This window comes from Cupriavidus consociatus (assembly GCF_017814975.1).
Classification (GTDB): Bacteria; Pseudomonadota; Gammaproteobacteria; order Burkholderiales; family Burkholderiaceae; genus Cupriavidus; species Cupriavidus consociatus.
This window is the reverse complement of record NZ_JAGIQA010000025.1, coordinates 17,496-34,414: the sequence shown is the minus strand read 5'-3', so window position 1 is coordinate 34,414 and position 16,919 is coordinate 17,496. Positions and strand designations below refer to the sequence as shown.

General features: G+C 59.2%; 16 protein-coding genes and 1 pseudogene. 4 read left to right on the top strand and 13 right to left on the bottom strand.

Going from position 1 to position 16,919, the window contains the following annotated elements; genetic code table 11:
- Window position 1: 1 nt before the first annotated feature.
- Window positions 2–1,279, bottom strand: coding sequence for an anthranilate 1,2-dioxygenase large subunit AndAc (gene andAc, locus J8I82_RS27760; RefSeq protein ID WP_209762048.1), 1,278 nt, complete (start codon window positions 1,277–1,279; stop codon window positions 2–4).
- Between the two features lie 137 nt (window positions 1,280–1,416).
- On the opposite strand from andAc, the gene J8I82_RS27755 reads away from it, so the two are divergent.
- Entirely contained in the window at window positions 1,417–2,712 is a 1,296-nt protein-coding gene (locus J8I82_RS27755; protein ID WP_245180179.1) for an AraC family transcriptional regulator, read from the top strand.
- Between the two features lie 300 nt (window positions 2,713–3,012).
- Here J8I82_RS27755 and J8I82_RS27750 read toward each other — a convergent pair whose 3' ends face one another.
- The 5 genes from J8I82_RS27750 to J8I82_RS27730 all read right to left on the bottom strand — a co-directional run bounded on the left by J8I82_RS27750 (window position 3,013) and on the right by J8I82_RS27730 (window position 9,004).
- Window positions 3,013–4,497 carry an alpha/beta fold hydrolase gene (locus J8I82_RS27750; RefSeq protein WP_209762047.1) on the bottom strand — a complete coding sequence of 495 codons (1,485 nt, stop codon included), beginning with the start codon at window positions 4,495–4,497 and terminating at the stop codon, window positions 3,013–3,015.
- A complete protein-coding gene (locus J8I82_RS27745; RefSeq protein WP_209762046.1) occupies window positions 4,497–5,840 on the bottom strand; it encodes an MFS transporter in 1,344 nt (447 codons plus the stop codon). The genes J8I82_RS27750 and J8I82_RS27745 overlap by 1 nt, the downstream gene beginning before the upstream one ends.
- A 13-nt stretch (window positions 5,841–5,853) precedes the next feature.
- The gene (locus J8I82_RS27740) at window positions 5,854–6,990 is read right to left on the bottom strand and encodes a porin (protein ID WP_209762045.1); all 1,137 of its coding nucleotides are present in this window, start codon (window positions 6,988–6,990) and stop codon (window positions 5,854–5,856) included.
- A 211-nt stretch (window positions 6,991–7,201) separates the two neighbouring features.
- On the bottom strand, window positions 7,202–8,119 hold the full coding sequence (locus tag J8I82_RS27735) for a LysR family transcriptional regulator (RefSeq protein ID WP_209762220.1): 918 nt from the start codon (window positions 8,117–8,119) through the stop codon (window positions 7,202–7,204).
- A 570-nt stretch (window positions 8,120–8,689) separates the two neighbouring features.
- Complete coding sequence (locus J8I82_RS27730) at window positions 8,690–9,004, bottom strand: 2Fe-2S iron-sulfur cluster-binding protein (protein WP_284183187.1); 315 nt, start codon at window positions 9,002–9,004, stop codon at window positions 8,690–8,692.
- A 219-nt stretch (window positions 9,005–9,223) separates the two neighbouring features.
- On the opposite strand from J8I82_RS27730, the gene J8I82_RS27720 reads away from it, so the two are divergent.
- On the top strand, window positions 9,224–10,132 hold the full coding sequence (locus J8I82_RS27720; RefSeq protein WP_336620915.1) for a citrate/2-methylcitrate synthase: 909 nt from the start codon (window positions 9,224–9,226) through the stop codon (window positions 10,130–10,132).
- A 7-nt stretch (window positions 10,133–10,139) separates the two neighbouring features.
- On the opposite strand, the gene J8I82_RS38540 is transcribed toward J8I82_RS27720, so the two are convergent.
- On the bottom strand, window positions 10,140–10,349 hold the full coding sequence (locus tag J8I82_RS38540; protein ID WP_284183197.1) for a BPL-N domain-containing protein: 210 nt from the start codon (window positions 10,347–10,349) through the stop codon (window positions 10,140–10,142).
- Between the two features lie 580 nt (window positions 10,350–10,929).
- On the opposite strand from J8I82_RS38540, the gene J8I82_RS27710 reads away from it, so the two are divergent.
- A complete protein-coding gene (locus J8I82_RS27710; protein WP_209762041.1) occupies window positions 10,930–11,118 on the top strand; it encodes a hypothetical protein in 189 nt (62 codons plus the stop codon).
- Between the two features lie 85 nt (window positions 11,119–11,203).
- Here J8I82_RS27710 and J8I82_RS27705 read toward each other — a convergent pair whose 3' ends face one another.
- Complete coding sequence (locus tag J8I82_RS27705; RefSeq protein WP_209762040.1) at window positions 11,204–11,560, bottom strand: VOC family protein; 357 nt, start codon at window positions 11,558–11,560, stop codon at window positions 11,204–11,206.
- 362 nt (window positions 11,561–11,922) lie between these two features.
- Complete coding sequence (locus J8I82_RS27700; RefSeq protein ID WP_431831587.1) at window positions 11,923–12,048, bottom strand: tripartite tricarboxylate transporter substrate-binding protein; 126 nt, start codon at window positions 12,046–12,048, stop codon at window positions 11,923–11,925.
- On the opposite strand from J8I82_RS27700, the gene J8I82_RS27695 reads away from it, so the two are divergent.
- Window positions 12,047–12,451, top strand: a complete 405-nt coding sequence (locus J8I82_RS27695; protein ID WP_336620914.1) for an FCD domain-containing protein — start codon at window positions 12,047–12,049, stop codon at window positions 12,449–12,451. The two genes, J8I82_RS27700 and J8I82_RS27695, sit on opposite strands and share 2 nt — an antisense overlap.
- 183 nt (window positions 12,452–12,634) lie before the next feature.
- On the opposite strand, the pseudogene J8I82_RS39680 reads toward J8I82_RS27695, so the two are convergent.
- From J8I82_RS39680 to J8I82_RS27675, 4 genes and pseudogenes are all read right to left on the bottom strand, one after another.
- Window positions 12,635–12,874: pseudogene (locus J8I82_RS39680) on the bottom strand (tripartite tricarboxylate transporter substrate-binding protein); the annotation flags it as partial.
- 607 nt (window positions 12,875–13,481) lie between these two features.
- Window positions 13,482–13,748, bottom strand: a complete 267-nt coding sequence (locus tag J8I82_RS27685; protein WP_209762038.1) for a DUF7706 family protein — start codon at window positions 13,746–13,748, stop codon at window positions 13,482–13,484.
- A 147-nt stretch (window positions 13,749–13,895) separates the two neighbouring features.
- The gene (locus J8I82_RS27680) at window positions 13,896–15,308 is read right to left on the bottom strand and encodes an amino acid permease (protein ID WP_209762037.1); all 1,413 of its coding nucleotides are present in this window, start codon (window positions 15,306–15,308) and stop codon (window positions 13,896–13,898) included.
- Window positions 15,309–15,611: 303 nt separating this feature from the next.
- Window positions 15,612–16,859, bottom strand: a complete 1,248-nt coding sequence (locus tag J8I82_RS27675) for a MalY/PatB family protein (RefSeq protein ID WP_209762036.1) — start codon at window positions 16,857–16,859, stop codon at window positions 15,612–15,614.
- Window positions 16,860–16,919: the final 60 nt, after the last annotated feature.

Below are 16,919 nucleotides of genomic sequence, written 5' to 3'. Positions count from 1 at the left end.
CTCAGTACCCCATTGCACGCTGATAGCCGGACCAGAAGCGGCGGATCAGGTTTTCCGTGATATTGCTGTTGGTCTGGTCCGGCGCATCCAGGCCCATGCCCATGTAGGAGGTCTTGTCGCCGTCGCGCACGGTGCCGCGTTGCACGAGCTCGGTGGCCTCGGTGTCCTCCATCGAGATGTAGCCCGCTGGGCCCACCAGGTTCGCTTGCAGCAGGCGCAGCTCGCGCAGTTCCGGCGTATCGTCCTCGTAGCCGAAGAAGTGGAACACCAGCTCGAAGTTGTTTGGGCCCTTGGGGAGCAGCTGGCGCGCCACCAGCGTGTTGTGGATCTGCTGGATGACGAGCTGCGGGAAGATCGGCTGGATGTGGTTGGTGCAGTCCTCCTCGAACTCCGAGATCTGCCCCAGTACATACGGGTCCTCCAGCGCGAAGCCGTCCTGCATCGAACGGATCTTCTGGTCGGTGTAGGCCGCAGCAGTGTTGGTATCCACCTTCGGCTTGGTCACCGTGATCAGGCTGTGCAGTCCGTGCGTGGCATCCGGGATGGAGCGCGCGCTCATGCCAACGCGGAAGATGTTGAAGGTGGTATGGAACAGGTGCAGCAGGCTCGCGTGGTAGGGGTCCTTGACGTTCTCGAAGTACAGCTTCCAGTTCGACTTGGAGTACTGGCGCGTGCAGCCCAGGTAGACGATCGGCTTGTGGAAGACGCGGTCCACCCAAGGGCGCATCTCGGGGCCAATGTACTCGGCCAGTGGCGGCGTCTCGTTGCTGAACGTGGCGAACAACAGCCCCCGGTACTCTTCCACGCGCAGTTTCTGCAGGCCGTTCTTGGACGGATCGAACGACTTGGCCATGCCGGCCAGGGTGATGGTGCCCTGCTTCTGGCCCCTGCGGAAAGGCACGCCCTGAAGGTCGCCCTCGCAGGAGTAGTTCCACTGGTGATAGACGCAGGTGTGCGATTCCGCGTTTCCATACTTCTCGCGGCACACCATGGCGCCGCGATGCGCACAGCGGTTGACCCAGCAGGCGAAGCCATTGGCCGTGCGCGTCACCACTACGGGCGTGTCCCCCACGAAGGTGCTCTTGAAGTCGTTGAGATTGGGAATCTCACAGGCCAGGGCGACGAAGCTCCAGTGGGAGCCGCGATAGATGCGCTCCTGCTCCCGCTCGTAGACCTCCTGCGAGCTGAAGACACTGTAGGGAACGCACGAGCCGTCGGGCTGTGGGAAGGACACTTGCCGGCTGCTTGTGTGCCCGGCCATCTGTGGGGAGTCTGACATGGCTGTCTCCGCGGGGTTGTCTGATATTGGGATGGACGGAGTGTAGAAAGCCGCTGCCCCGCGGCACTAGCCGGAATCGGTGGACTTTCGCGCTGCGCCAGTCCGTTTCTCGCAACCGCCACGCGGACCATCCGGAAATGGCAGGCAAGCTGCCGCCGGCTATCCGTTTCAGGAAGGTGCGGCACGCCGACGCCGTGCGGCGCTACCCATGCCGGCAGCCCTGTGGCAAGATGGCCTCTATCAAAAAGGGGGTAGCTCGACCCTCCCGGAGCAGAGCGGGTCTTCACGGCAGTTCTCGACGTGGCGGCCCGGCAACCGAAACCGCCACAAAGCCGGACACGCGAGGCCGACACACCAAGCCGGAACAGGAAGCCGGATCAGGTAGCGCCGTATCAAGCGAATCCGGAACACGGGGACAGAAAATGCCGCTTTCACCACGGACCCCCGCGCTCGGCGCGCTCTATAGCAAGCCACTGTTCCAGTCGGATGTGCGCGTGGAAGCGCATGACCATGTCGCCCGCGAACTCACCGACCACATGCTCCGCTGGAAATCCGGCGCACCTGACGCAGCCATGTTCAAGGGCGAGCTCGACAGCCTGAAGGTCTACGCGCTTCGCTACGGTCCGGAGGTAGAGGTATGCGCGCGCCCCTTCGAAGACTTCTCGTTGGTGCACACCTCGCTTGGCGCCGGCGCGGAAATCGAGTGCGACGGTCAGCGGCTATGGGTGGCCGAAGGTCGCACAGCGGTGCTATCGCCGCGGACGCGCATCCGCCTGCGCTGGACTCCCGGCAACCAGCAGTTCATCGTCCGCGTTCCAAACGACCTGCTGCAGGAGGCGGGCGGACTCGAGCCCGGCTCGCCGGCCTTGCTGGCTTCCGGCTTCCTGCTGCCGCGCGCACTGGAGGCGCAATGGGAACTGATCGCCCATTCGCTGCTGAACCTGATCTCGTGCGCGGACAGCACGGCCATGCACGCCGACTGGGTGGGACACCTCGAGAGGCACCTGGCGCTTTTCCTGCTCATGCACCAGCCGGCAGGCACGCGGCCGCTGCCCGCGTCGTTGCAGGAGGGACTGCCCGCGCTGTCAGGGCCCGAAGCCGCAAACCGCGGCATACGGCAGATAGACGCGGTGGTGGCTTATATCGACTCTCATCTGAGCGCCCCAGTTTCGCTGGAAGATCTCGCCCGCGCCGCGGGCGTCAGCGGGCGCACGCTGAATGCGCTGTGCCAACGGCATTTCGGCATCTCGCCGATGGAACTGCTGAGGAACGCGCGCCTTGACGCTGTGCGCGCCAGGCTATTGCTCGATCCGGCCGCCGGTGTCACTGAAACCGCGCTGGAGTACGGCTTCGGGCATTTAGGCCGCTTCGCTGGGTACTACGCGGGCCGCTTCAACGAGTTGCCGAGCGATACGCAGAAGCATCGAATCTAGTCTCAAACGGCCCTATCGAACGTCGCTCCAGTGTTTTTGCCTCGACAGAATTAGAACGTGGGGCGCGATAAGAGATGGAAGTGGTTTGAAGTGGTTCGATTGGGCTACGCTCGCCTGCGTCTGGCCTGCGAGGTAGCCGGCATAACTGTGTGCTCGCTGCGACGCCGCCAGAGCCCTTCCAACGTCCGCATGCACAACACGCCAACCCACACGTTCTGGCTCAATCTGTCGAGAACTGGTATGCGCGCATTGAGCGCGATATGTCTCAAGCCTGCTCGGCGTCGCGTTAGTGGCGCAGCATTAACGCTGAAGCAATCCTGGTTCCCAACGTCGCGTTGAGAATCCACCATCGGAGAACTCGTTGATCCACGAGGAAGATAGTGAGCAGCGCTGCCATTCCCGACCCGACGTGGCTCTGGGGATGCCGTCGCTCACGAACCCCCAAACCGCCGTTCGCAGAGCTTTTCCGATGTGCTCGAACAACGCCATTGAGGTATTGGCGAGCATTGGAGCATCTGCCCAGCCCTGCCTGTTTCCAAACAAGAACGGAAGCTCTAGGCAATGTGGGCTCATTAGATTCGGAACACCGGTCTGGACATTGAAGAAGTATGGATACACTACCTTGCCAGCCTCGCTATACGCCTGTGAGACCTTCTCGACCCCCATGCCGAACATCATATAGCTGCTCGCATCAACAAACTGAGTATATGGCGTATGTTGTGGTCGGCGCCGAGCGAGCTTTTCATAAATACCGGGAGCATCCTCTCCAAAGCGCTTCGCAAACCAAGCTCTCGCGGTTTCTTCATCTGCATTGACGAGCGACGGCTCAACAAACATGAAGCTGGCGGTCTCTTCCGCGGTCGAACCCACCAAGGTCTCGCCAATATGCGATTCCTTTGCCGCACGTCTGAAATCAAAAAGCCACTCAGGTACTACCCCAGCTTCGACTGCCGGTCGAAATCCCACCGCAACTTCGCCAAACGCCATCCTGGAGCGCATAAGAGCGACTTGCGCGGTCAGAATCTCCTCCGTAGACAGGGAATCAAGCAACTTACCGTTAGCCAACTTGAGGAATTCCTGGCTCGCTGTCAGCACATCGTCTGGAGCCATAGGGTTCACAATGGGAAGGCTGAGCAGGATATTCCGACGAAGCAAGCCCCTGGACGCAGGACTGACTCCGAGAAGCCAGGAGTACCATGCCCCAGCCGATTGGCCTCCAACAGTTACGGAACCTGGATCCCCACCAAATTGCGCTATGTTTTCCTGCACCCACTCCAGCGCACGTAACAGATCGCGGACCGGCCTGTTCGCGCCTGAGGGATCATCTCCATCGACACAATGGCCGAGAGCGCCCAACCGATAGTTGACAGTAACGACAACGATGTTCCCCTCTCCCGCCAAGCGCTCGCTGTCGTACCAGGGCGCGGAGCCCCCTCCCGATACAAATCCTCCTCCATGAATGAACACAAAAACAGGCAATGAATCAGCGTTGACAGGCGTCCAGACGTTAAGTACGAAGGCATCTTCCGATTGCGAGTTGGTGTCAATGCTGTCACCCATGACGGCCGCCAATCTCGATCGGAGCTGAGGGAATACCTTTCCAGGTCTGGAAACGTCTAGCTCACCGATCCAGGACGTAGGTGGCCTGATATCTGAAGAGCGACGATGTGGCTCCTTTCGTTCCCCGAAGGGTACCCCTTTAAACGCGCATACCCGCTCATTCAGCGAACCGCGGAGCATCCCACTATTTACGGTCACCACCGGGAATTGTCCAATCAATTTCATTAGCTTATATCTCCCAAACCGCGCAGCGCGCGAGACAAAAGAAATGCAAGTAGCGCGCAGGCCAATACTGTCAATGTTAAGCAGGAGATTAACTGGTTGAGCGGAATCCCCAGTTGCACCAGCCACCCTGTTGAGCCCGCGCTAACGAATGATCCTAGCCTCCCGAAGCTGCTCGCCCAGCCGACACCCACGCTCCGAACCGACGTCGGATATGCCAAGGCTGAAACTGCACTAATCACGACAATCGGACCGCTAATCAGGAAGCCGGCCAGAAAAACTCCGATGGCGTATAGTGGCGTCGAGCTTGGCGAAGCCACCCAAAGAGGCATCATTGCGCCCAAAAAAAGCGCAATCGAAACGATCTTGAGGGGCGGGAGCTTTCGTATGGCACAAGCCGCAACAAACGCACCAACTAGTCCTCCAGATTGAAAGAGCGCCGCCGTCTTCGATGCAGCTGCAACATTTGCGCCACCGTCTCTTATCAACGTGGGTAACCAGCTCGCAATCACATAAAAGCTACCAAGTATCAAGAACGTCAATGCCCACAGTAAAACCGTAGTCCAACGGAACTTGGCGTCAAATAGCGCCAAGACACTGCCCTGCTTTGGCCTATCCTGGCCGGACGAAATGTCGAAGCATGCTTCATCACTAACTGAGTAACCTAGCCTTCGAAGCGCAGACTTCACTTTTTCCTGGCCTGCACCACTGACAGCTAGAAGCTTCGGAGACTCAGGAACAAAGACAAGGACGGCGGGAATGCATAGAAGCGGCGCTATCCCGCCTAGAATAAACATTCCAGACCAGCCAATTTTTTCGAACAATTGACCAGTTAGTATGCCGGCAAGAGCACTCCCGAATAAGAATCCACAGAAGACGGCCGTTAGCATCGCGGGTCTCTTGCTGGAGGGAAGAATCTCAGCAAGAAGAGCCGCTAGCGCCGGCATTGCCGCGCCGATGCCAATCCCAGTCACCAGGCGCCATATCGTAAGCTCGCGCAATGAACTGCTGTAGGCCGACGCTATAGAAGCTGCGGCAAAAATAAGGGCGCCCGCAATAAGAACAGGACGCCGACCCCGCCTATCAGAGATCCTGCCGCTTCCCATGTATCCAATTAGGAGGCCGAGCATCCCCGCGGCGATTGCCGTCGCGACTTGGGCTGGCGCTCCGTCAAAGCTGACCGCAATCTGGGGCGCGAGAAATCCGATGATGGCTGCGTCGAATCCCTCGAAGGCAACGATTGCAAAACAAATCAGAACCACAACCGTGCGCTTGTATCCTGTCGCAGGGCCGTCAAGAACGGCACCAATATCGACTGGGTTCGCGTGGGTCAGTTCGTGCGTCATATTATGTTCCACGTTAGAACCTATGTTCGAGGTAGACCCCGGCAATCATTTGCCTCGAAGTGCTGGATTGCCCAGTCGCACCATTGATCCACGCTTTCGCATCTTGCCCGCCTGCCCATTGATAGGCACCCTGGAAATACAAACGAGACCGCTTCGACAACGCAGTTTCGGCTACCAGCAAGAGCTGGTGCGCATACCTATCCAAGAGCGGTGCGTTTCCCGTCATGTATTGATAATGAGCCGTAAGGATGTACCGTTCAGCGAATGACCAAGTAGTTCCAATTCCATAGTTGTTGATTACACCCCCGGTGTTTACGTTGTCACTGCGAGTATAGGTTCCGGCAAGGGTCCATCGGTCCGCATTCCATTTACTGCCTACGCCCAATACTCGGATGTGGGCAGTACTAGTCGGAGTGGAGCCGTCACGAAAGTCGGTATAGGCGACGGTCGCGCCGAACTTTCCTGACTGATACAGGCCACCGATGCTATAGGTGCTTCCACTGGTGACTGAGCCAGGACGTTCCCCGAACGCGTACATGGCTCCAACTTTCAGTGGACCGAACTGATTGGTGTACTTGACACCGTTTGTAGACATCTCGCCGTTGGTTCGGTCGTAGTCGAAATTGCTACTGGGGGACGGGCCAATATTTACCCCCCCGAAATTAGTGAATGGACCCTGACTCGCACCCCAAAGTCCGCCGTGCCATGCACCACTGAAACCGCCGGCAGTCAGATACTCAAACATGAAGTCTCGCATCAAACCAAACGACACATCCCCGGCAGGCCCACGAATACCAACGATAGAGTTGGCATTGAAAAGCTGTCCAAGCAACTGCCCCGTATCGACGAGGAATCTACCGGACAGTCGAAAGTATGCAGATGTATCAGCCCCCAGTGACTCGGAACCATTGAAGGCAAGATAGTTTGGGCGGTTGGGCGCGGTATCCACCGCATACCGGGCACCACCGGCAATATTGGATGTGTAGGTTGGGCCGGCCCCGACCAGACCACTAATCGTGAGACCGTCAGCAAGGGCCGACATGCTTCCCACTAGGCTAACTGCTGCGCTTAGATAGCGCACCACAGGTAAAAATCTGCCGTTATTACATACACGATTTTTTGAAATACGCCGCGCATTAGTCGACTCCAAGTACATCCTCTCCTCCACCTATTCTTATAGGACTGCGCTTCATTCCGTTGAAGCTGCAGCGATTACATCTGCCTCAGTAAGAAGACAGATGTACCGATGTTAGTTGCGGAGGAGCGGAACCAGATATGCGGAGTTTGAGAAGGCCTATGCGCTTCCCTCATGACCAGATTCGAATATAGGCGCCTAGGCCTTCAACAATGAGCCTAGCAAATCACCTGTTCTCGTGAATGGTCTCTCTCAGAGTAACGATAAATGCCCTTGACACACGGGTGCTGCTTCGATCCTTGCGCCAAATGGCAGACAACGGTCCTGTTTTTAGCGTGAACGAGACAGGTAGCATGACTACTTCCCCGCGGGAGGCTAGATGTCTTGCAACGCTTCCAGGCAACTGCCAGAGGTAGTCGTTCGACAGCATTAGGGCACGTCCGAGTTCAAGAGAGAGAGCCCCAATTAAGTTCGGCGGCTTCAGGCCCCTCTCCCGCAGTTCACTCAGTAGCAATTCCCGCATATGGCTGCCTGGCGGAGATGTAATCCACGGAACTCCGATGCAATCCTCGAGAGTCACTTTCGCACTGGCCAGAGGGTGTGCGACCGAGCACGCTAGCGCGATCCCATCGTCGAGAAGATCAACGGTTCGATACGTTTCGCCGTGTAGAAACCTCGGATTTCGACTGATAAGGAGGTCAACTGCTCCAGTATCAAGCTTCTCAATCAGAGTCTCATGAGAGCCGACTTCCACTGAAATCAAAACGCCGGGCATTGCCCGCCGAAACTTCAAGATCGCATCAGCAATAGGCCATCCGGCAAACATGGAAAAGCATCCAATGGAGAGTGATCCAGCCCCTCCGCTAGCAACCGCTGCCAAATCCGCCTCAGCCTTCCTCATGTCGCTCAGAATAAGGTCAGCGTGCCGACACATCACCGTGCCCAGCGCCGTCGGTGTCATCCCTTTCGCTGTTCGCTCGAAGAGCCTTCCGCCAACGATTTCCTCTACTTCCGCGACGGCTCGAGACAAACCGGACTGGGTCATATGCATTTGGTCCGCAGCCCGTGACAGATTACCGAGATCGGACACTGACAAGATAACCTCAAGGTGCCGTGCGCGAAGTTTGCCGTGAAAAGGTGTCATATTGATGCAGAACTGTGAATCGCTATGGGATGGCGCTGCTCGTCCACAAGCCGAATTATCTTTGAGTTCCTGGCAGTTGTCGATTTGTTCAACGAGGACACCAGCGGCCTGAATGCGCCCGAGTTCTACCCGTGCAGGCCGATTTGCGGCGCGCACGCGACCGCATAGCAATGCGGGCCAACGTCTCGGCCACCGAGGATTTGATCGAGGTACCGTTGCTTATCCTGGACGCTTCGGATCTCGCGCAACGCCGACTGGAAGCGTGCTTGTCTGAGTCCGGCATCGAGCCGCGGCTCATGGCACAGCACCCTCAGTCGCATCTAATACGATCAACAGCGCGCACCAGAGCAGGATGCGTCCATGGCAGGAGCCAAGTGCTGCATCATCGATGAGCTGGTCTGCATTCACCGTACGCATCCATAGCCTCCACCGCGATAGGGGTATGCCACGTGTTTTCTCCTATTGTTCCGAAAATGGACGAGTGAAAGCCCCCAGCGGCAAGTGAACCGATGGGGACAACATCACTAAGCAGGGAAATGCTCCGGCGCAGTCTAGCGGGAGCCAGAGTGATCAGATATCGAGGACGAGCTCTTCAGACTTGCAACCGGAGACACATACCATCATCACGTTACCGGCGGTGCGCTCGCTGGCACTAAGGACCGAATCCCGGTGATCGGGCTCGCCGCGGACGATTTGCGTCTTGCACGCGCCGCAGATGCCTTGCTTGCACCCGTGCGGCACGTCCACGCCCGCATCCAACAGGGTGTCCAGTATCGATTTTCCTTGCGCTACTTCATAGCCCGCGCCGGAACGGGACAAGGTCACACGATAGGTGGCCCCCGAATCCTGGGATGCGGTTTTCTCCTTCTGGGTAAAGCGCTCCACGTGGCAGTCAAGCCGCACGTCATCCCGGTCACGTGACAAGGGAGCAGGCGGCCGCAAGTGCGCTCCGGTGGGGCGCTCCTGTCATCAGTACCAGCATCGGTTTTATCGACGATGAAGGGCCGGTTTATCGCAATCGGCGTGCAAGCGATCTGGCGCGATCCGGCGCCAGATTTGAGGCTGTAGCGCACCTCTTATTGACTGGCGTCTGGCAGCCCGGTATTGAAGCCTGGCCACGCTTCGAAATTCCGTCAGACGTGCGTCGCAGACTCATTGCCGAATGTAAGGGTAGAAGCTCGCGACATTAGCAAGGTGTTTGCCAGCGCCGTACTAACGCTTGGCATGCAGTCGCGAGGGTTGAACGAATTGACGCACGGTGTGGGTGACGACGTCCGGGTCATCGTCCACACACTCGCTGCATGCTTCGGAGCGCTCAATCCCAAACAACGATTTACGGAGCGCAATAATGAGGAATCCGTAAGTGCACATACCCTTCGCGCCGTCGGCTGTCGAGCGGACGCGAAGGTCATTTCAGCGCTCGATCAAGCACTGATCATGCTCGCGGATCACGAAATGGCAGCGGCGACGTTTGTTGCTCGGATCACCGCATCCATGAACAGCGACTTGTATTGCTGTGTAGCCTCCGCCTTGTGCGCACATGCCGGGTCATCGGCAGTCGCGGCAGCATTAGAGGTAGACGCGCAGTTGTTTGCACCGCTTACGCGCAAGAACTGGCGCGCAATGCAGCAGCTCGTGCAAAGTCACGGCACGACGTTGTTCGGCTTCAATCATCCCCTATACCCCAAGGGCGATCCCAGGGCAGAAGTCCTGCTTGAACTGAGCGCTACGCTCTATTCTGTCGATCCCAAAGTACCACTTATCTTGGAGTTTCTTGCTGATGCTAGACGAGAGGTTGGTGTCCTGCCGGGTATCGCCGTGGCTCTCGCCGTATTCACACGGACAATTGGTATGCCATATGGGAGTGCGGCCGGGCTCTGGATGCTGAGCCGCACGGTCGGTTGGATTGCCCACTCCATTGAGCAGCGAACGCAGGCATTCATGTTGCGTCCCCGCGCGAGCTATGTTCGCACCATGGAGACTCGATCTGGCACTGCGCCTAGCCGCATATAGCATGCGGTCAACAGCCACGTGCCGCGGTGTCCGGACAGTTTGTTGGCATCCCGAGCGGCCCTCGTTTAGGGCCCTCCCCAACATTTGCACGCTTTCGCTCGCGCGTGCCGCAGATCGCGCCGCGCGTCCCGGCATGGAATGCAAGTTCCCTGCAGGCGTAGTACGCGCCCGCCCAGACGCGCAGGTAGACTCCGCCCTCCTCCACGAATCGCCGGATACGCTGGTTGGGCGCCCCGTTCAGCGCTTCGCAGTAGGGTAAATCGGCTCCGCCCTGACGAACAGGACCGCGTCATCGAAGAGGGTCGGGTCCTGCCTGACGTCGGCGCCCATCACCGCCTGGAATTCGTGGGCAGCGGGGCACCAGCTGCTGGGGCGATCGCCCGCATCAGGTATGAACCGCCGACTGTTCCGACATCGATATAAATCAGGATCTTTGGCTTCTGCATGGTGGTCGCTGTCGATGAAACGATTCGCCACGGATGATGATCTTACGCGCCCGACGCGCTGATCGCAGCGAATCCGGAGTCGCAGCCGAAGGCAAAATCGCTTGAGAGACGCACGTCCTGTCCTCGCGCCAGAACCAAGCTCACATCCGCAAAATCAGTAAGATTATTTCGGAGCTTCTGGCGCAGCGTGGCGAGGACGCGCAGCGCTGACCGGCGCGCCATTGGCGCATGCAGGGGGCCTATACTGAACTCAGCCGACACGCACCCCGCAGCGACCGACGGGGGGCGCTGCCGCATCCACACGCGGTGCCGGGGATGAATGCCTTCACGGAAGCCAGACAAGGACCTGCCATGAGCAATCGCCGCTATGTCGTCATGATCGACCAACCCAGGGATGTCTCCGACGAACAGATGGCTGAGTACATCAAGCTCGCCATCGCCAACTGGGGCGCGGGAGTGCTACCGCCGCCACCGGACAGCCCCTTCTTCGACCTGGGTGTATTGTCGGTAACCGCCGTCCACAAGGCACATAAGGATTAAGCCTGTGGGGCGGCGGCGGTGCCCGTATTGGCCAGATCTTAGTCACCACATTGGTGCCGGCGCGTGAGCCAGCGAAGACGTTTGCTCACCTCACCAGCAGCCTCGCAAAACTCAGCTCATGGCCGTCGGGATCACTGATATGGAAGTACCGCTCGCCCCACTCGGCATCGCGCGGGGCGGCCTCGGGGCACAGCCCGTGTTCGAGCGCCCGTTGGTGGATGGCGTCGACATCGTCGACATGGAAAATGATGCGTCCCCACCACGACCATTGCCGGCTGGCAGGCTGCGCAATCAGGTTGAGATAGCCCGTGCCCGCGTGGAAGCTGGTGAATTCCGCATCAGCGCCTCCATAGCGGATCTGGAATCCGAGCGCCTGGTAGAAGGCAACGGCTCGTGACATGTCGTGGGTGGCGAGTGTCACGGCGTTGATCGAGGAAATCATCGGCATTTGGGGGGCGGGTTTAACTGGACTAGATCAGACTAGCATGCGGCCATCGTCCACGAAATGCCAGTAGCGGCCCGGGGTAGGGCCGGAATGCCTTGGCTTTCGCAGTCGCCTGATCAAAGACCTGGCTGGTGCCGGCCACCGATGAACTGATCGCCGAACTGGCGGGCTACCGCCGCCATCTGGCCATTGCTCCATGGCAGTTTGAAGGCTGCCCCCCACCGGTAAGTCGGCGCGCAGGCGTTGCACAAATCTGCACATTTCCACAGCGTCGCTGCGTGACAGACGCTTTAGCTGGCCGCACGCTGCACCGTGAGAAGCTGTGTCGTACATCGACACGCCTTCCAACTCGCCGCCCTTTAGCGCAGCTTGCCGCCCTTGAGCTGGGGCAGCGCTGAAGCGGCGGTATCAAACATCATCTGCACCTGCCCGCCGATCAGGTCCGTCACTGCCGGGCCGCTGCCTTTGTATGGCACATGGATCATGTCCGCGTGGATGATGCTGCGGAACAGTTCCCCCGCCAAATGGACCGACGTGCCCTTACTCGACCGGGAAGCGCTGCTACGGTGCCGCGCCGAGCAGGAAGCGCTGGCAACCGGCGGTGCCCGTACCGCGTCAGCGGCTGCGCTGTTCGACGCAAACAGCCGCCTGCACGAAACCATTGCCGCTTGCTCGGGCAATGCGTTCATCCTCGAAGGTCTGCGACGGCTCGACCGCTTGCGCCGGCTCAAGGAATACCGCAAGGCCGTGGACCGGGACCAGGCCGAACGTCGCTGTCGCGAGCACCTGACGCTGATCGACATGCTACTGGCAGGACAGCAGGAGGCAGCAGCGGATTTCATGCGCCTGCATCTGCGCAACGCGGTACGCGAGAAATCTGATAGCTAGTGACATCAGCGGTTCGGCGGAACCCGGCAGCGTTGACCAACGTAGGTGAGTTGTTCCTCAGGTAGTAGGAGATTTCACGTAGGTGCTCGCTCAGCGTGCTGTATTCATACCCTGTCCGCATCTGCAGCTGAGCGTCCAGTGCCTTGATGCGCTCCAAGGCTTTGCGGCCCTTGCCATGCCAGACTAGAAACTTGGCGTGAGTTTTTGGGTTGTCAGCCAGCAATTGCACCTGCCCCCCCAACAGGGCCGTGTGCCTTCCGCCCCCCCTTGTAAGGCACATGCATGAGCTTGATTCCCGCGAGTTTGCTGATCCGCTCCCTCCATCCCGAGATGCGGCGTCGCGTATTGTCCGGGCGTTGCATACGCAACCCTGTCGGGATTCTGCTTGGCATATGCGACCATTTCCTGGCACGTCTTGTACGGTTGAGGTACTGGAGCGCCTGAAAACTGAGAATCCTAGGCTCAAAATCAAAATCGGCTGTTGTCCCGCGAATGAGGGGCAAGACCGAGATCCCAAGGCCAAGCGCTATCGGGTCCGCATACAAGGGATGAACCGTCATGGCGGAATCCAAAAGGCGTGGTGGATGGGTTCACTATTGCTGCGTCCAGAATGCCGGCCTCGACCTGGGCGACCAGGTTGGCTGAAGTGCCGATATTCACAAGAGGCGATCCTCGCTTTCGTCCGAAGACTGCAGCAAAGAAGCGCCAACAAGCGTCGCAGGGGCAAAAAAAGAAGATGGAATGAACGCGCCCCGGCTCCCCGATAGAAGGTGGCAGTGGTTCCAACTGCGGGCCATGCTTAGCGAGTTTGGCATTCGCTCCGGGTGTGGCCGTCAGGCCTCCGCCGTACTGCCGACTGTGTGGGCGGTAGCGACGGATGCACGCATCCTGAGCGAAGAACTCGCCCGCTAACGCTAAGCAGTCTGAATGCGCAAGGATGGCGGCTCCCGCAGACCCGTTGCGCCTCGTCGACCTTGATCTCCCCACGCAGGGTCGCGTCCCGTGCGTCCGCGCAGATTGCCTTGACCCGCTAGTCAATGCGCCCGCTGGGCCCTGCCCTACGTCGGGAATTGACGCAGCGCTCCGGCACGTCGCCCGACAGGCCGCCACCTGAGCGACCAGCATCTCCCAGGGCTACAGCGCGCCCGATGGTATCGAGCGCGTCGCGCATCAGAAAGGCTTCCTCGACATCGTGCGCATAAGCGCTCAAATCCGACCACGTCACACTCTGGAGCAATTTGGATAGCGCAGCCGTGCGCCGGTGGTCAAGGTGCAGCTGGATGGTTGCTGCCATCATGGTCCTATGGAATGTTGGGGGGCTGGGCATTGCGAGCCGTTGTCGGGTTAACGTCGCGCCCTGGGCCAGGAAGCGCCACGTTCACGAACAAAGTCCGTGCCTATGCACGGACTTTGCTATCGCCTGACTCAGGAGTGGCGGGCGCGCTCAAGAGTTGCCGGGCACGTCAGCCAGCGCTGCCTTTTGCTCACTCGTGTAGAACTTGTAGGCGACGAAGACGATCCCCACCCAGACCGCGGAGACAACAAGCGACATCCGCATATCCGGCAGGATCGCGATGCAGACCAACACCGCAGCGACGAACGCAAGTGCGATGTAGTTGCCGTACGGGAAGAACGGCATCTTGTAGGAAAGGCCGTCGGCCTGGCCGGTCTGGATCCTCAGCCTGCGGAACCGCAAATGGCTGACCAGAATGGACGTCCAGGCGCAAACCAGCGCGAACACGGTCACCGACGAGAACAGCTCGAATGCCTTCTCCGGCATCAGGTAGTTCAGCAGAACCCCTGCAAACATGGTGGCGAACACCAGCATGATGGCCCGTGACGGAACATTGCGGCTGTTGACCGTCCCAAGGAAAGCCGGGGCGTTCTTTTGCAGTGCAAGATTGTAGAAGGTCCGGCTGTTTGTGAAGACGCTGGCATTTACCGCCGAAAGGACAGCAGTGACGACCACGAAGTTCATGATTCCGGCCGCTGCCGGCACGCCGATCTTGGTGAACACATCCACGAACGGACTGCCCTTGGTGGTCAGCGAGGTCCACGGAAAGATCATCAGCAACACCGCGATGGCACCGACGTAGAAGATCAGCAGGCGCCAGAACGTCGCGCTCACGGCCTTCGGCATGGTCGTCTTGACGTCCCTGGCCTCCCCCGCAGCCAGGCCAAGATTCTCGATACCGCCAAACGAGAAGGCCACCATGACAATCGACAACACCATGCCGCCGATGCCCTTGGCGAAGAAGCCGCCATGGTCCACGAGGTTGTGATGCCCGATCGGCTGGCCATTGTTGCCCAAGCCGAAGAAAATCATGCCTACACCAAACAGGATCATGGCAACGATCGCTGTCACCTTGATCAGCGCAAACCAGAACTCGGCCTCTCCGTAGAACTTCACGCCGATCATGTTCACAAAAAACATGACGGACACGGCGATCAAGGCTGTCACCCAGATCGGCATGGCAGGGAACCAGAAGTGCACGTAGTTGCCGAGCGCATTCAGTTCGGCCGCGCTCGTCGCCAGCAGGAAGATGAACGCGTTCCATCCGTTCAGGAAGCCGGCAAAGCGGTGGATGTACCGGTTCGAGTAAGAAATGTAGGATCCGGAGACCGGCTCCTCGACGGCCATCTCGCCCAGCGCCCTCATGACAAAGTAGATGGCCACGGCAGCGATCATATACGTCAGTATGATTGCCGGGCCCGCGGTCTTGATGGCCCAGGACGAGCCATAGAACAGACCGGTACCGATCGCCCCGCCGATGGCGATCATCTGGATATGGCGGCTTTTCAGATCTCGTTTCAGTTCTTCCTGTTCATAGGACTGAACGTCGGTTTTCCTGCGCATTGCACTGCCTCCTTTGGAACATCTTGTTGTGCTGCTTATCTTTGTGCGTGGACATCCATCCGGTTCGATTCAGACTTCCGAATGGGTAGTGGGGACGCGGTGGGTGTCAGGCGCTGTCAAGGCAATGCCTGGTGGGACGTAAGTTGTCTGTTTCCGATTTGACAGGCGAGCGCCGCCCCGCAGCCGATGGCTCCTTTTCCATCGACTGCCGGCTTGCTTCGCCTTGCGTTCGTAGAATGTCCGGGGGATTAGCCGCAACGAGGTGTGAGGCGTCCGCCCACGTCGGCCAAGCTCGCCGCCCGATCAGAGACCAGCGACGGCTGCGGTCAACCTGCTGATCGCTTCATCCACGGTCGCTCGCGGGCAGCCCAGATTGACACGCATGTATCCGTGGCCCTCGGTGCCGAATTTCTGGCCCTTGTCGAGCCAAAGGCGTGCTCTGGTCAGCATGAACTTGTCCAGCGATGGCGCATCCATTCCGAGGCCGCGGCAGTCCATCCACGCCAGGTAGAGCGAGTCGGCCGGCAGCACCTCGATCCGGGATGTCGCGCGATGAATCGACTTGCGGAAATGTTCATGACTGGCGCGAAGGTAGGCCAGCATGTCTTCGAGCCATGGTTCACCGTGGGCGTAAGCCGCCTCGGCAGCAACCATGCCCAACGTGTTCACCAGCGGGAACATGTTCCGATCATACTGGCGGCGCAGTTCGTCGCGGAGACGTCGATTCGGCACGAAGACGTTCGCGCTCTGCAATCCTGGCAAGTTGAACGTCTTGCTGGGTGCCGTGCAGGTGATGCTGTGCTGGGCAAAATCCTCGCCGAGGGAAGCAAAGGGAATATGCCGCTTCCCGGGGCTGATGATGAGGTCTTGATGGATCTCGTCCGCGATGACCAGCACACCGCGGCGCAGGCAGATCTCGCCCATGGTCCGCAACTCCTCCTCGGACCATACGTTGCCCGTGGGGTTGTGCGGATTGCTCAGGATGAAGAGTTTCGTATCGTCGCGGATTGCCCTTTCAAAGCCTGCGGGATCAAAGCGGTAACCGGATTCGGTGCGCTCGAGCGGAGCAAAGGCAAGGTGACGTCCGTTCATCAGCACGTCGTTGTGGAAGTGAGCATAGACCGGTGGCTGGATCAGCACGGAATCACCCGGCGCGGAAAAAGCCTGGATGGCGGTCTTCAGCGTCGTGATGATCCCGGAAGTCTGCACGACCCATTCCTTTGCCACCTCCCAGCCGAACCGCTTTGCCTGCCAGGCGATGACGGCTTCGATATAGCTGTCCGTCGCGCCGCCGGGATAGCCGAAGATGCCATGCTCCACCGCTTCGTGCAGCGCATCGATGACGCATTGCGGCGACCGGAAATCCATGTCGGCCACCCACATCGGCAACGGCTTCGCAGCGGCCTCGTCCGGAGCCAGCAGCCTTTCAGGGATGGCCCACTTCATCGAGTGGGACGTCTCGCGGTCGACGACCTTGTCGAAAAGGCTACCCGCCACGCCGACCGCTCCCGCCGAAATCTCGCCTTGCACTGCCGTAGAAAAGACCTTCATGACTTCCTTCTGTTGCTGGAGGGAGGCGCCAACGTGCGCCGACTTGCTTGAATGGAAGGC